At 67.5% G+C, this 13,872-nt stretch carries 12 protein-coding genes; 6 read left to right on the top strand and 6 right to left on the bottom strand.

The features are described from left to right. Window positions 1-23 precede the first annotated feature (23 nt). From dmmA to F3H57_RS08500, 3 genes are read left to right on the top strand one after another with little or no spacing between them, the layout of a single operon-like run. The gene (gene dmmA, locus F3H57_RS08510; RefSeq protein ID WP_149755474.1) at window positions 24-632 is read left to right on the top strand and encodes a dimethylamine monooxygenase subunit DmmA; all 609 of its coding nucleotides are present in this window, start codon (window positions 24-26) and stop codon (window positions 630-632) included. Then, complete coding sequence (locus F3H57_RS08505; protein ID WP_149755473.1) at window positions 629-1,615, top strand: PDR/VanB family oxidoreductase; 987 nt, start codon at window positions 629-631, stop codon at window positions 1,613-1,615. The genes dmmA and F3H57_RS08505 overlap by 4 nt, the downstream gene beginning before the upstream one ends. A gap of 11 nt (window positions 1,616-1,626) precedes the next feature. Continuing rightward, window positions 1,627-2,694 carry a heme-dependent oxidative N-demethylase family protein gene (locus F3H57_RS08500; protein ID WP_149755472.1) on the top strand — a complete coding sequence of 356 codons (1,068 nt, stop codon included), beginning with the start codon at window positions 1,627-1,629 and terminating at the stop codon, window positions 2,692-2,694. Between the two features lie 21 nt (window positions 2,695-2,715). Here F3H57_RS08500 and F3H57_RS08495 read toward each other — a convergent pair whose 3' ends face one another. Then, a complete protein-coding gene (locus F3H57_RS08495; RefSeq protein WP_149755557.1) occupies window positions 2,716-3,363 on the bottom strand; it encodes a helix-turn-helix domain-containing protein in 648 nt (215 codons plus the stop codon). Window positions 3,364-3,501: 138 nt separating this feature from the next. Here F3H57_RS08495 and F3H57_RS08490 point away from each other — a divergent pair, with 138 nt between their 5' ends. Continuing rightward, window positions 3,502-4,503, top strand: a complete 1,002-nt coding sequence (locus F3H57_RS08490; protein ID WP_149755471.1) for a GlxA family transcriptional regulator — start codon at window positions 3,502-3,504, stop codon at window positions 4,501-4,503. Window positions 4,504-4,588: 85 nt separating this feature from the next. Here F3H57_RS08490 and F3H57_RS08485 read toward each other — a convergent pair whose 3' ends face one another. Genes F3H57_RS08485 through F3H57_RS08470 form a run of 4 tightly spaced genes read right to left on the bottom strand, consistent with a single transcriptional unit; the run spans window position 4,589 to window position 9,644 of the window. After that, window positions 4,589-5,149, bottom strand: a complete 561-nt coding sequence (locus F3H57_RS08485; protein WP_149755470.1) for a sarcosine oxidase subunit gamma — start codon at window positions 5,147-5,149, stop codon at window positions 4,589-4,591. Continuing rightward, entirely contained in the window at window positions 5,142-8,096 is a 2,955-nt protein-coding gene (locus F3H57_RS08480) for a sarcosine oxidase subunit alpha family protein (protein WP_149755469.1), read from the bottom strand. The genes F3H57_RS08485 and F3H57_RS08480 overlap by 8 nt, the downstream gene beginning before the upstream one ends. After that, complete coding sequence (locus F3H57_RS08475; protein WP_149755468.1) at window positions 8,093-8,380, bottom strand: sarcosine oxidase subunit delta; 288 nt, start codon at window positions 8,378-8,380, stop codon at window positions 8,093-8,095. Before F3H57_RS08475 ends, F3H57_RS08480 begins: the two co-directional genes overlap by 4 nt. Window positions 8,381-8,393: 13 nt before the next feature. Beyond that, window positions 8,394-9,644: a sarcosine oxidase subunit beta family protein gene (locus F3H57_RS08470; protein WP_149755467.1), complete on the bottom strand. Its 1,251-nt coding sequence runs from the start codon at window positions 9,642-9,644 to the stop codon at window positions 8,394-8,396. 449 nt (window positions 9,645-10,093) lie between these two features. Here F3H57_RS08470 and F3H57_RS08465 point away from each other — a divergent pair, with 449 nt between their 5' ends. Both F3H57_RS08465 and F3H57_RS08460 read left to right on the top strand, forming a co-directional pair. Beyond that, on the top strand, window positions 10,094-11,464 hold the full coding sequence (locus F3H57_RS08465; protein ID WP_149755466.1) for an ammonium transporter: 1,371 nt from the start codon (window positions 10,094-10,096) through the stop codon (window positions 11,462-11,464). 223 nt (window positions 11,465-11,687) lie between these two features. Further along, entirely contained in the window at window positions 11,688-12,407 is a 720-nt protein-coding gene (locus tag F3H57_RS08460; protein ID WP_149755465.1) for a FadR/GntR family transcriptional regulator, read from the top strand. Here the strand turns inward: F3H57_RS08460 and F3H57_RS08455 are convergent, their stop codons facing one another. After that, window positions 12,408-13,712 carry an ABC transporter substrate-binding protein gene (locus F3H57_RS08455; protein WP_149755556.1) on the bottom strand — a complete coding sequence of 435 codons (1,305 nt, stop codon included), beginning with the start codon at window positions 13,710-13,712 and terminating at the stop codon, window positions 12,408-12,410. It abuts the gene before it with no gap. Window positions 13,713-13,872: the final 160 nt, after the last annotated feature.

Raw genomic sequence — 13,872 nt, 5'->3', positions numbered from 1 at the left:
GACAGCACGGGAGAACAGGCGCAATGTCGCGTTTCCAGTTTCCAGAGAGTATCGCGAGCCGTCCGGTCTACGGCACGCTGGAGCCGCGCCCGGGCAAGGCGCACCTGATGATCGCGGATGCCGAGGGCGCCGAGGCGCTTCTCGACCTCGCTGTCCGCGACCCCGCGCTGGTGCGCGCGGCACACATCATCTACATCCCCAAGGGCACGGGCGAGAGCTATGTCCCCCGGCTCGAGATGTGCGGACCCGCGCAGTTCCACGTCGCGCCGAGCTACGAGGCGAGCGTGCCGCGCCTGCGCCGGGTGCTGACCGATGCGCATATGGGCCTGCAGCTCTACCTCGCCGGGACCGAGGGGCTGATGGGCCAGGCCATGAGCGAGGCGATCGAGCACGGCCTGCCGCAGCGGTCGATCCAGCGCGAGCATCGCGGCTCCGTCGCGCGGCGGATGCAATGCGTGCACTGCAAGGGCATCACGGAGGACGTGACCACCGACCCGTTCGTCTGCGCGCATTGCGGCCTGCACCTCTTCGTGCGCGATCACTACTCGCGCCGGCTCGCCGCGTTCCAGGGCGTGCGCGTCGATGCCGAGGACCCCGGCAACGTCCCCGATCCCGTGGAGCTGTACCAATGAGCGCCGCACCCCAGAAAGCCAAGGCCGGCGGCGGTACGATCGACGTCGTCGTCCGCGCCATCGTGCCGCTGAACGATCTGGTCACCCGGTTCGAGTTCGAGCGCCCGGACGGCGCGCCGTTTCCGCCGTTCTCGCCCGGGGCGCACACCATCGTGGAGATGAACGACGACGGCCGCCCGCGGAAGAACCCCTATTCGCTGATGTCCGACCCGTCGGATACCTCGCACTACGCCATATCGGTGCGCCGCGACGACGAGGGGCGGGGCGGATCGCGCTTCCTGCATACGGCCGTCTCGGTCGGCGACCGGCTCTCGGTGAGCTACCCGGTGAACCTCTTCCCGCTCGATCTGCGCGCGCGCAAGCACGTGTTCCTCGCCGGCGGCATCGGCATCACGCCGTTCCTGTCGATGATCGCGCAGCTCGAACGCCAGGGCGGCCGGTGGGAGTTGCACTATGCCTGCCGCAGCGAGTCGCTGGCGAGTTATGCCGACGATCTCACCGGACGGCATGCGAACAAGGTCCACGTCTACTACAGTGATCGCAAGGAGGCGTTGCCGCTGGAAGATCTGCTCGACGGTCAGCCGCTCGGCACGCATGTCTATGTCTGCGGGCCGAAGGGCATGATCGACTGGGTCAAGACCACGGCCGCCGACCACGGCTGGCCCGGCGACGCCGTCCATGCCGAGGAATTCCTCGCCCCGCAGCCGGGCGATCCGTTCGATGTGCATCTCGCGCGGTCGGGCATCGACGTGCATGTCGAACCGCATGAAAGCCTGCTGGAGGCGATCGAACGCGCCGGCGTCGATGCGCCGTTCCTCTGCCGCGGCGGCGCCTGCGGACAGTGCGAGACCGACGTGATCGAGGCGGACGGCGAACTCATCCACGCCGACCACTGGCTCGAGGACGACCAGAAGGCCAGCGGCAAGAAGATCATGCCCTGCGTCAGCCGCTTTGCCGGCAAGAAGCTCGTGCTGGATCGATAGGAGGTCCCGAAATGACCATGCAGTTCAACACCGAGACGTTCCGCGACGATTATTCCTTCCGCAACTCCGACTGGGCGATCCGGCGGTTCCCGTTCCCGTTCCACGAAGACAGCTACATGTATTCGGTGAACATGGAGCAGCACCGCGGCGGCCCGGAAGGATCGGTCTACGAGAAGCGTTTCGACGTCGACGAACACTACGTTTCCGAAATGCACGACCGCGCGCTGGTGCTGGCCGAGGATCCGCTGCGCTGCCAGTCGCTGCCGCACATGACGCTGGCGGGCTGGGATCTTCTCGAGCTCATCATGGTGTCGAAGTCCGAGGATTACCCGGACCTCTTCGAGCTTCACCGCGACGGCAACCAGTGGCGCTGGATCAACAAGCCGCTCGGCATCGACGACACCTTCACCTTCCTCGACGAGACGACGTTGCCCTACGGGCCGATGGAATACATCACCCGGCAGACCCAGGGCGATTTCGCAGTGCTCGACCAGCGCGAGGAGAACCTGTGGATGGATGCCGGCATGGTGACGACGCAGGCGGACTGGTCGCTCGATTTCGACATCGGCATGAACTTCTTCGAATGGCACGCGCCGGTGCCGCGGGCGCACGAGATGGGCATCTTCAAGCGGGCGCTGAAATTCCTGCTGAACGTCCAGCAGGGGTCGCCCGCGCGGCGGCTGAACTGGACCATGACGGTCAATCCGCGCCTCGATACGAGCCCCGAGAATTACCATAAGTGGGGCGTCGAGAAGACCACGCTCACACCCGAAAACATCGGCGCCAAGCAGCATCTGCGGGTGGAACTTCAGACCTTCTTCCGCCTGCCGCGCTCCAACGCGCTGGTCTTCCCGATCCGCTGCTACCTGATCGCCTTCCAGGACATCGTGACGGTGCCGAAATGGGGCCGCCGCCTGCACCGCGTCGTCCGCGACCTCCCCGAGGATCTGGCGGACTACAAGGGCTTCATTGCCAACCGGCCGCTGATGCTCGACTACCTGTCGCAATACGATGACGGGCTGCCGACTTCACCGGGCGTCTGGCCCGACCTCGAGACCGAGCCGCCTCTGCAGAAATGACGCGCCCGCCCGCGCCGCCGCCTAGCGGTCGCGCGGGTAGGTGATGATCGACAGGTAGCGGATCGGCAGCTTCAGCAGGATCTCGGGCCCGTGCGGCGCGTCGGCGTCGAAGAACAGCGTATCGCCCGCCTGGAGCGTGTAATGCTCCGACCCGTGGCGGTAGCCGACCTCGCCTTCCAGCATGTAGATCATCTCGATCCCCTCGTGCTGGAAGGTCTTGAACGTATCGGATTCCTTGGTCAGCTCGATCAGGTAAGGCTCCACCATCACGCCGCTGGAATTGGAGCCGATATGGCCCAGGAGGTTGTACTGGTGGCCCGCCCGCGTGCCTTCGCGCTCGATCTCCAGGCCCTCGCCGGCCTTGGTATGGACCGCCTCGCGCCGTTCCTCGTAGCCCTTGAAGAGCGACGTCAGCGGCACCGACAACGCATGCGCCAGCGTCTGCAGCGTGGTCAGCGACGGCGAGGTGTTGCCGTTCTCGATCTTGGAGAGCATGCCTATGGAGATGTCCGTCAGCCTCGACAACTCTGCCACGGTAAAGTTCTTCTGCTTGCGGAAGGCACGGACCTTGCGTCCGATCGCCACCTCGAGAACCTTCTCTCGCTCGTCGCGGACCTTGTGCGGATCTTGCGTGAGCTTCGTGACCAACTCTGTCCCCGAGGCTTTCATGTTCGACATCGCTGCATCCTACAATTCTTCGCCGGCCGGTGCCACATCGCGCCAGGCTTGTCCGGTTTTTCTTCAAAGTGCATGCTTTTTTCATGATGTGCAAATGTTGCCGCGTCGCAGCCGAATAGGGGGCACGGCATGAACGCGGATGGCCTTATCCGGGTGGGCTTCCTGCTCTTTCCCGGCTTCCCGATGGCCTGCCTGACCTCGGTGATCGAGCCTCTGCGCGCGGCGAACGAGATTTCCGGCACGCGCACCTTCGAATGGCGGCTGTTGGCCGAGACCGGGCAGCGCCCGGTGTCGAGCGCCGAGGTCGCCTTCGACGCCAACGAACGCCTGGAGGAGGGCGGCGACTACGACTACCTGCTGCTTCTCTCGGCGCCCGGCGCGGCCTTCGCCGACCCGCGCACGCCGGCGCATCTGCGGCGGATCGAACGGCACGGCACGACGCTCGGCGCGATCAGCGGCGGGGTCTTCCCGTTGGTGCGCAGCGGCATCGCGCACACCGCGCCGCTATCGGTCCACTGGTGCTACGAGGCGGCCTTCGCGGCGGAGTTTCCGGGCGTGCCGCGCAGCGACAGGGTGATCGAGATCGCGCCGCGCCGGGTCACCGCGTCGGGCGCCGCCGCCGCGTTCGACCTTGCGCTCCACATGATCGGCGAATCGCTCGGTGACGCCGTCGCGACGGAGGTCGCCTGCTGGTTCCAGCATCCGATGATGCGCAAGTCCGGCGTCCAGCAGGCGGTGCCGACGATCGGCACCGATCACGCGCAAGCGGACTTGCCGCCGATTGTCGCCCGCGCCATCGCCATCGCCGCGCGCGACCTGTCGGAGCCGGTCGCGGTGGCCGACATCGCCCGCGATCTGGACGTCACGCCGCGCCACCTCGAACGGCTGTTCAAGGCGGCGACCGGGCAGAACCCCAGCCATTACCTGCGGGGCATGCGCATGAAGGCCGCGCGCCAGATCGTCATGTATTCCAACGACCGCATCGCCGACGTGGCGGCGGCCGTGGGCTACGGCAGCGTGAAGTCGCTGGTGCGCCATTACCGCGCCGCCTTCGGCCTGACCCCGCAGGAGGATCGCGCGCGGATCAACCTTTACCGGGTGGAGGGCAACCTGCCGGTCCCCTCGGTCTGAGAGACGTCGGCGGCCGGCCCGGGAGAGGGGGGACCGGCCGCCTGCCAGCGCCGCGGGGACACGGGAACGCCCCCATTGCGGCGGGTCACTTGGCCGCGCGCATCGCCGTCTCGAGCGCATGATGCAGCGATCCGGCGGAAGAGCGCGGGCCGAGGATCGAGACATGCACGGGGGTGCGACAGATGAGGAAGCAGCCCATGTGCTCCATCGTCGTGCGAATCGCCTCGCCGCCGACAAGGCGGTGGACGTCGACCGGGCAGAGCCGTTCGAGAACGCGGGGCAGGTCCGGGCCGGTCAGGTCGAACCGGCACCAGGCGTCGGTCTGTTCGGTCACGCTGATCGCGCCGCCCGCGCGGGCGGAAAGCTGCGCGGCGAGGGCCTCGTGCGTCTTCAGCGGCGCCTCGATCATCCATTGATCGGGGCCGGACCAGAACGCGGCGATCTCTCCGCCGCTGAGGCGGGACGGTGCAGGCGCCTCAGCGCCGAGGAGGTCCGCGACGATGCGGGCGGCCTCCTCCTCGCGGCCGAGCCGGGCCGCGACGGAGGCGAGGGCGCGGTCCGTGACCTCGGTCAGGGTCCAGTCGCCGATGGTGTCGGTGCGGGGCTTGGCCGCGCCGAGCGGGGTCAGGGGGGCGAGATCATGCACGGAGGCGGCCTCCTTCGGGGTCGACGAAATGGGGGCTGACCACCTCGACCTCGTGGTCGATCCCGGTCAGCGGGCTGACCAGCCGCACCCGTTCCCCGGTCCGTTCGTCGCCGGACTTGAGGAAGGCGAGGCCGATGTGACAGCCGAGGTTCGGCGAATAGCAGGCCGAGGTGACATAGCCCTGATCGTGCGCCGCATCGACGGCGCTGCCGCGTGTCATCAGGTGCGCACCCGCCGGCACCGGGCTGCCTGCATCGAGCGCCTTCAGACCCACCAGTTTCAGCGCGTCCGGAGTGTTCAGCCCCTCGCGTTCCGACAGGGTGGAGCCGATGGAGTCCTTCTTCTTTGACACCATCTTGCCCATGCCGAGGTTGTGCGCCGTGATCGTACCGTTGAGCTCGCTGCCCGCGGCGTGCCCTTTCTCGATCCGAAGAACGCCGAGCGCCTCGGTCCCGTAGGGCACCGCGCCGAATTCCTCGCCCGCCTGCATCAGCCGGCGCACCAGCGCATCGCCGTAGCGCGTGGGCACCGCGATCTCGAAGGCAAGCTCCCCCGAGAAAGAGATCCGGAAGAGCCGCGCGCGCAGGCCGCCGCAGACCGTGACTTCGCCGCATGCCATGAACGGAAAGCCCTCGTTCGAGAGGTCGAAGTCGGGATCGACGATCTTCTGCAGGAGCTTGCGCGAATTGGGCCCGGCCACCGCGAACTGTGCCCATGCCTCGGTGGTGGAGATAAGCTGCACGTCCATATCCGGGTAAAGGCACTGGCGTACGAACTCCATGTGCCGATAGACCGGCACGGCGTTGGCGGTGGTGGTGGTGACCACGAAGTGATCCTCCGCCAGCCGCGCGGCGGTGCCGTCGTCCATGGCGATGCCGTCCTCGCGCAGCATCAGGCCGTAGCGCGTCTTGCCCACGGCGAGCTTGGCAAAGCCGTTGGCGTAGATGCGGTTGAGGAACTCCGCCGCGTCCGCGCCCTGCACGTCCACCTTGCCGAGCGTGGTCACGTCGCAGATCCCGACCGAGTTGCGTACCGCCAGCGCCTCGCGGTCGACGCTCTGGCGCCATTGGGTTTCTCCGGGCTGGGGGAAGTACTGCGCGCGCAGCCACATGCCGACCTCGACGAAGGGCGCGCCCTGTTCCTCGGCCCATTTGTGGCTGGGGGTCTTGCGCACCGGGCGGAAGTCCTTGCCGCGCGAGCGGCCCGCGAAGGCGCCGATGGCGGTGGGCGTGTAGGGCGGGCGGAACATGGTGGTGCCGACATCGGCGATGTTCTTGCCCGCGACCTGCGCCATGATCGCAAGGCCCGCCATGTTCGAGGTCTTGCCCTGGTCGGTGGCCATGCCGAGCGTGGTGTAGCGCTTGAGATGCTCGACCGAGACGAAGTTTTCCTGATGCGCCAGCCGCACGTCCTTGGCGGTCACGTCGTTCTGCTGGTCGACCCAGGCGCGATTTGCGCCTTCGACGACCCAGAACGGCGCGATGTTCACCGGCGCGTCCTCCGCCTCCGGCAGATCCGGGGCAGGGACCCTGCGGCCGAGGCCCTCCAGCACCGTACCGGCGATCTCCGCGCCCGAGCGCAGCGCCGCGTGGGTGGAGAACGCGCCAGAGGCCGCGCCCGCCACGCTCATGCCCGGGGGCAGGGTGCCGCCCGGCACGAAGGCGTGGAGCGACTCGTCCCATGTCGGGCGTCCGCGCTGGTGGCAGGTCAGGTGGACGTTGGGATTCCAGCCGCCCGACACCCCGAGCGCGCCGCACTCGATCCGCCGCGACCCGCCGTCCGGTGTGCGCACCTCGATGGAGGACAGCCCGCGCCGTCCGGCCGTGTCGGTGACGTAGGCGCCCGAGATCACCTCGTAGCCGGTGCCGGACGGCGCGTTCTCGCGGGTGTCAATCACTGCTGCGACGGTCACGCCGCGCGCCGCGAGGTCGGCCGCCGTGCGGTGGCCGTCGTCGTTGTTGGTGAAGACCGCCACCCGCCGCGCGGGCGCCGCGCCCCAGCGGTTGACGTAGGCGCGCATTGCGCTCGCCAGCATGATGCCGGGGCGGTCGTTGTTGTCAAAGACCACCGGCCGCTCGGTCGCGCCCGCCGCGAGGATGGAGCGCTGAGCGTAGATCCGCCAGAGCATCTGGCGCGGCTTGCCGTCCGGCGGGACGGGCAGGTGATCGCTCACCCGCTCCAGCGCGCCGTAGACGCCGTGGTCGAAGGCGCCGAGGATCGTGGTCCGGGGCATCACCCGCACGTTCGGCATCGCGGCGAGCTTGCCCGCCGCCTCCGCCGCCCAGGCGTGGCCTGCGCCGCCGCCGACCTCGTAAGTCTCCGCGTTGAGGCGCCCGCCGATGACGAAATCCTCGTCGGCGAGGATCACGCGCGCCCCGGCTTCACCGGCGCGGAGCGCCGCGGCCAGACCCGCCGGTCCGCCGCCGATCACCAGCACGTCGCAGTGCAGGAAACCCTTGTCGTACTCGTCGGGATCGTCCTTCAGGCTGAGCGATCCCAGCCCCGCCGCGCGGCGGATGATCGGCTCGTAGAGCTTTTCCCAGAACGAGGCCGGCCACATGAAGGTCTTGTAGTAGAACCCCGCCGCGAAAAGCGGCGCGAGCCCGTCATTGATCGCCAGCGCGTCGAAGGCGAGCGACGGCCAGCGGTTCTGCGACTGGGCGACGAGCCCGTCGAACAGCTCCGCGGTGGTGGCGCGGGTGTTGGGCTCTTTCCGTGCGCCCTCGCGCAATTCGACCAGCGCGTTCGGCTCTTCCGAGCCGGCGGTCAGCGGCCCGCGCGGGCGGTGGTACTTGAACGAGCGGCCCATCAGCCGGACGCCGTTGGCCAGGAGCGCGGAGGCGAGCGTGTCGCCCTGGTAGCCGGTCATCTCCTTGCCGTCGAAACGGAAGCGCATGGGGCGGGTGCGGTCGATGAGGCCGCCGTCGACGCGGTTTACCTCGGTCATTTCGAACGTCCTTCCCGCCGGGCGACGTCGCGCGCCAGCTCTACCTTCGTTATCTCGTGGGTTCGTGTGTCGCGCGTCACCACGAGCCAGGACCGGTCGCCCTGTTCGTGGAACCACAGCTCGCGGTGCGGGCCGGCGGGGTTATCGCGCAGATAGCCGTATTCGAAGAATTGCGCGGCCGCGTCCTCCGCCTGCCAGTCCGGGCGATGGATCAGGTTCGCGTCGCCCTTGTAGACGAATTCGCTGGCGTCGCGGGGGCCGAGGATGGGGTGGTCGATGAGCATGTCCGGCCTCCTCTCAGTGCAGGTTGGGCTGGTTGCCCATGCCCTTCTCGTCGATCATCAGGCCCTTCTGGAACCTGTCGAAGCGGTAGGCGGTGGCGATCTCGTGCGGGCGATCGGTGGCCAGAAGGTGCGCGTAGGCAAAGCCCGAGGCGGGCGTCGCCTTGAAACCGCCGTAGCACCAGCCGCCGTTGAAATAGAGCCCGTCGATATGCGTGCGGTCGATGATCGGGGAGCCGTCCATCGACATGTCCACGACGCCGCCCCACATCCGCAGAAGCCGTGCGCGCCCGAGCATCGGGAAGATCGCCATGCCGCCTTCGCAGACGTCCTCGACCACCGGCAGGTTGCCGCGCTGGGCGTAGGAATTGTAGCCGTCGATATCGCCGCCGAAGACCAGCCCGCCCTTGTCGGACTGGCTGCAATAGAAGTGGCCGGCGCCGAAGGTGATGACCCCCGGCAGGACCGGCTTCAGCCCTTCGGACACGAAGGCCTGGAGCACGTGGCTCTCGATCGGCAGGCGCATCCCGGCCTTCTCCATCAGCCGCGAGGAGGAGCCTGCGACACAGGCCGCGACCTTCTTCGCGCCGATGGTGCCTCGGGTGGTTTCGACACCCGTGCAGCGGCCGTTCTCCATCCGGAAGCCGGTGACCTCGCAGTTCTGGATGATGTCGACGCCGCGCGCATCGGCGGCGCGGGCATAGCCCCAGGCGACCGCGTCGTGGCGCACGGTGCCGCCGCGGTGCTGCGCCAGCCCGCCCTTGATCGGGAAACGGGCGTTGTCGACGTTCAGGAATGGGTACTTTGCCAGGATCTGCTCGGTGCTCATCAGCTCGGCGTCCGCGCCGTGCAGGCGCATGGCGTTGCCGCGGCGCACGAAGGCGTCGCGCTGCGCGTCCGAGTGGATCAGGTTGAGGATGCCGCGCTGGCTGACCATTGCGTTGTAGTTCAGCTCCTGCTCCAGCCCCTCCCAGAGCTTCAGGGAGAACTCGTAGAACGGCTCGTTGCCGTCGCGCTCGTAGTTGGAGCGGATGATGGTGGTGTTGCGCCCGACATTGCCGCCGCCGATCCAGCCTTTCTCGAGAACCGCGATACGGCTCTCGCCGAATTCCTTCGCGAGGTAGTAGGCGGTGGCGAGCCCGTGGCCGCCGCCGCCGATGATGACGTAGTCGTAATCGGACGCAGGCGCCGCGTCCCGCCAGGCCGGGCCCCAGCCGCGATGGCCGTGCAGCGCTTCGCGTATGACCTTGAATCCCGAGTATCGCATCGATTCGAACTCCTTTGGGCCAGCATCTCAGGCATGGCGCGTCCGGTCATGGCCGCATCGGACATGTTCGGGACAAGATCGGACATCGGGGTCTCTGGGTCCGATACCGTACCGGGCATGGCGGGCGGCTCACGGGATTGGCGGCCCGGCCCGGCACGCGGCGGTTATCCAGCCGGAAGAACCACTTGGGGCCTGTTCCTGCTTGGACGCGAGGGGGCAGCGGCCGACCCCCGTGTCCTGGGTACCGTATCGCCGCCTCAAGGCAAAAAATTTTCCGGTCCGTAAAAAATTGCTTTGTGCGTAAGCCAATCCGTCGCATGCTCCCGGACCAAAGGCCCAAAAGAGGTCTGATTGGTACTACGGCTGCGCCCGGCCGGCGCGGCCGAGGGTGCAACCGGCGCAGCAAGCGCCGGGCAAACGACAAGGCCATCATTGGGAGGAGACACAAGATGCCACCAGAAGGATCCATCTTCGCGGATCAGGTCAGCCTGAATTCGCTCGTTCAGAACCTGCTCTATGCCTCGGGGACGGTGGGGGCCATCCTCGTCGTCGTCGGGCTCCTGCTGATCGACGCGGGCACGGCGCGGCGCAAGAACCTGTTCAACTCGACGATCGAGAAGTCGCTCGGCTTCTTCATCGGCTTCGGGACCTATTACCTGATCGGCTTCGGCCTCTGGGCGTCGCAATACTACATCATGGAAGGCGCCACGATGATGGACTCGATCCGCGACTGGTGGATCGGTGGTGCCATGGTCAACGTGCTGGCGCAGAACGTCGATCCGGGCGTGTTTCCGGGCCTCAACACGTTCCAGATCTTCGTCTTTTTCCTCGCCGTCTTCGCCGGCATCATCAACATCCTGTTTCACTTCTCGGTGTCCGAACGGATGAAGGCGGCACCCTATTTCATCCTCTGCGCGGTCGCCGCGGTGGTGTCCTCTGCGCTGAGCTGGGCGACCTGGGGCTCGGTCGGGCCGCTCACCAATGCCGGCTTTCACGACTTCTTCGGCGTCGGCTTCGTCTACCTCTTCCCGGCGGGCATGGCGCTGGCGCTGACCATGCAGCTCGGCGCCCGGCCCGGCATGATGTCGCCGCATCCGCGCGTCGCGGCCTATCTTGCGCCGAGCATCGGGCTCTGTGCGCCCGGCCTGCTGCTGATCTTCGCGGGGCTGCCGATGGTGATCCTGTCGTGCATGTTCTTCTTCGACCCCGAGGCGCTGGGCGTGAGCGTGACCATGGCGGACACAAGCGTGGGCGTGGCGCTGAACAACTACGCGCTGGTCTGGGCCGGCGGCGCCTTCACCGGCCTCGTGCTGGCCTACATGTCGAAGAACTACGCCTACACGCTGCTCGGGCCGCTGGCGGGCTATGTTGCCGGGGCCTCGGGCTTCGACGTCTACATGCCGTGGCAGGCGCTTCTTCTGGGCCTGACGGCGCCGGTCGCGGCCTATCTCGTCTACGAGTTCACGCTCAAGCGCGGCATCGACGAGCACAAGCTGTTCCCGCTGTTTCTTGGGGCCGGGGTCTACGGGCTGATCGTGCTGGGGATCTTCAAGGCCGGCACGCCGCGCGGCGGCTATTTCGGCATCGAGGAGGGCGCCTATGCCTTCCAGCATGGCGAGATTTCCCTCGTGATGCAGTTGGCCGGCGTCGCCCTCTGCGTGGGTGTGGGGGCCGTGACGGGGCTGGTCTTCGGGTTCATCCTCGACAAGACGATCGGGCTGCGGGTGGCGCAGGACGACCAGATCGACGGGCTCGACAAGCTGCTTTGGGATCTCGAGCCGGACGTGATGACGCACGCCGACAGCTTGCCGCGCAGCTGAGGGAGGCGCGCCGGGAATGGTCCCGGCGCGCTCGGGCCCCGGCGCGGAATCAAGGCCGAAGGCCGCCGCGCATCGCCGGGCCGCGGCCCGACGATGCGCGGCTTGCGCGCCGCTCGCTCCGGGCAATGCACCAAAGCCCCGGCTTCCCGCACGATCCGCTTGTGGCCGTCCGCCGCGTTCCCGTATCGTGGCCTCGCGGCGTCGCAGCCTTGCCGGAGTGGACATGAACCAGTTGACCAGCGCGGATCTCGCCATCGGGCAGTCGGTCGGGGAAACCGTGCGGATCGTGATCGACACGCTTTTCGCGCGCATCACCTCTGGCGATTATCCTCCCGATTCACGCCTGCCGAGCGAACGCGCGCTCGCCACCGAACTCAGCGTGTCGCGCAATACCGTGCGCGAGGCGCTCGACGTGCTGGAGACGCGCAAGATCATCCGCCGCCGGCAGGGCAGTGGCAGCTTCGTGATCTACCAGTCCGAACGGCCCGAGCCGCCGCGCCGGCAGTCGCTCGGCGACCGCACCAGCCCGCTCGACCATCTCATCGTGCGCTCGATCATCGAGCCCGAGATGTTCCGCCTCGCGGTGATGAACATGACCCCGCTGGAGCTCGAGGAGCTGTCGCGCACCGTCGCGCAGATCGAGGCGGTGCGCACCGACGTGACCGAATTCGTGCGCTGCGAAGAGGAGTTCTACCGCCGGATCGCCCGCGCGACCCGCAACGCGCTGCTCGAATCCTGCTACGAGCTGACCATCGAGGTCTGCCGCCAGAGCTTCCGCACCGCGCTGATGCGCAAGCACCTGACGCCCGACCGCATCCAGGACTACCAGACCCGGTTCAATTCGCTCTTCAACGCCATCGCCACCCGCGACGTCGAGGCGGCGGTGGAGATCGTGAAGCTGCACCTGGTGGAAGAGCAGAAGCTCTTCCTGCACGACCGCTGATCAACTGAAGGCGGCCCCGCGCGCGGCGAGCCCGGTGCTTTGCCCGCCGGTCTCCAGCCGCTGCTGCCAGAGCTGGCCGAGCGCCTCCATGTGGTGTTTCAGAAGCTCCTCGTGCCGCTCCAGCCAGCCGGGAATCGACCCGAACTCCGCGATCCTCGCCTTGCCTTCGCGGAGCGTCACCACCGGCCAGTCGCCGATCAGCACGTTGTCGATGCCGAAGATCGTCTCGCCCCACCAGCGCGCGGGGCCGAAGGCGTGGGTCACGCGGTCCATCTGCTTCATCGTCGCGAGAACGGAGGCGGGGTGGACCGATCCGACCTTCTCCACCGCCGCATGCCAGATGTCGAGGATGGCGACGTATTCCCAGCTCACCGCGCTCCAGCTTTCCGGGTAGCGGGCGTTGTATTCGCGGAAGAACGTGCTGGGCCGGTTGAAGAAGAACGCCTTCTTGGCAAGCTTGGGGTCGTCGAAGTCGGGGAACTGGAAGACGCTGCCCTCCATGAACTCGGCCGAGGTGCGCGCGACGAGCCGCTGGTAATTGTCGAAGGTGCAGGACAGCATCGCGCCGCCGAACCCCGCGCCGAAGGCATATTCCGTCATCGCGTGAACGTGGGGCGTGTGGCTCGTGCACCAGCACAGAAGGTCCGGGCCCGAGTCTATCATCGGTTGCACGATCCCGGCGGCGTCACTCTCCTCGGGGTCGTAGATCACCTCTTTCACGATCTCGATCCCGGCCGCCTCGAACGCCGCGCGGTAGGTCGCCAGCGACGGCAGCCCGAGCGCGTCGCGCTGGCTGCAGAGCGCGACGCGGCGCAGGTCAGGGCGGTGCCGTGCGATCCAGTCGACGCCGGTGACGTTGAAGATCGGGTGCGTCTCGGACGGCGCGATGAGATAGCGGGTGTCGGGCGAAAGATCGCTCGGCAGCAGCGTGGAGGTCAGCACCCGGCTGTCCGACAAAAAGCTGCGCAGCGGGGTGAACGTGTCCCCGCCCAGCATCATCAGCAGCGCCACCTTCTCGGAAAGCACCAGGTGCCGCGCGCCTTCGAGCGCCCGCTCGGGTTCGTAGCCGCAATCGAACGGGACGAGCTGCACCGGGTAGCGCCGTCCGCCGATCAGCATGCCGCCCGCGCGGTTGAGCCAGTCCTCCCACAGCCGGCAGCCGTTCAGCCCCGGCAGTCCCCAGGAACTGACCGGCCCGGTCAGCGGCGCGAGAAAACCGATGCGGATCGGTTCTTTCATGCCGACCTGGTCCTGCGGGAACAGCGAGGAAACGGCGATGCGGTGGGCGAAGCTCGATGGAACCATGCGCATAGACTAGCCGCCGGCTGCGCGCTGGGAAAGCAGCCCGAGCGTTCCCGAGGGGAAAATTGATGCCCTGCGAAGAAAAATCGTTGACAGGTGTGGTCCTGTGGTTGTCCATTTGGTTCAGACCAAAAGCAAACCAATTGTCCGCCTCACAGGGAGG

This window comes from Roseivivax sediminis, assembly GCF_900112685.1.
GTDB lineage: Bacteria > Pseudomonadota > Alphaproteobacteria > Rhodobacterales > Rhodobacteraceae > Roseivivax > Roseivivax sediminis.
The sequence above is the reverse complement of the archived record's forward strand: the minus strand, read 5'-3'. Positions and strand labels throughout refer to the sequence as shown.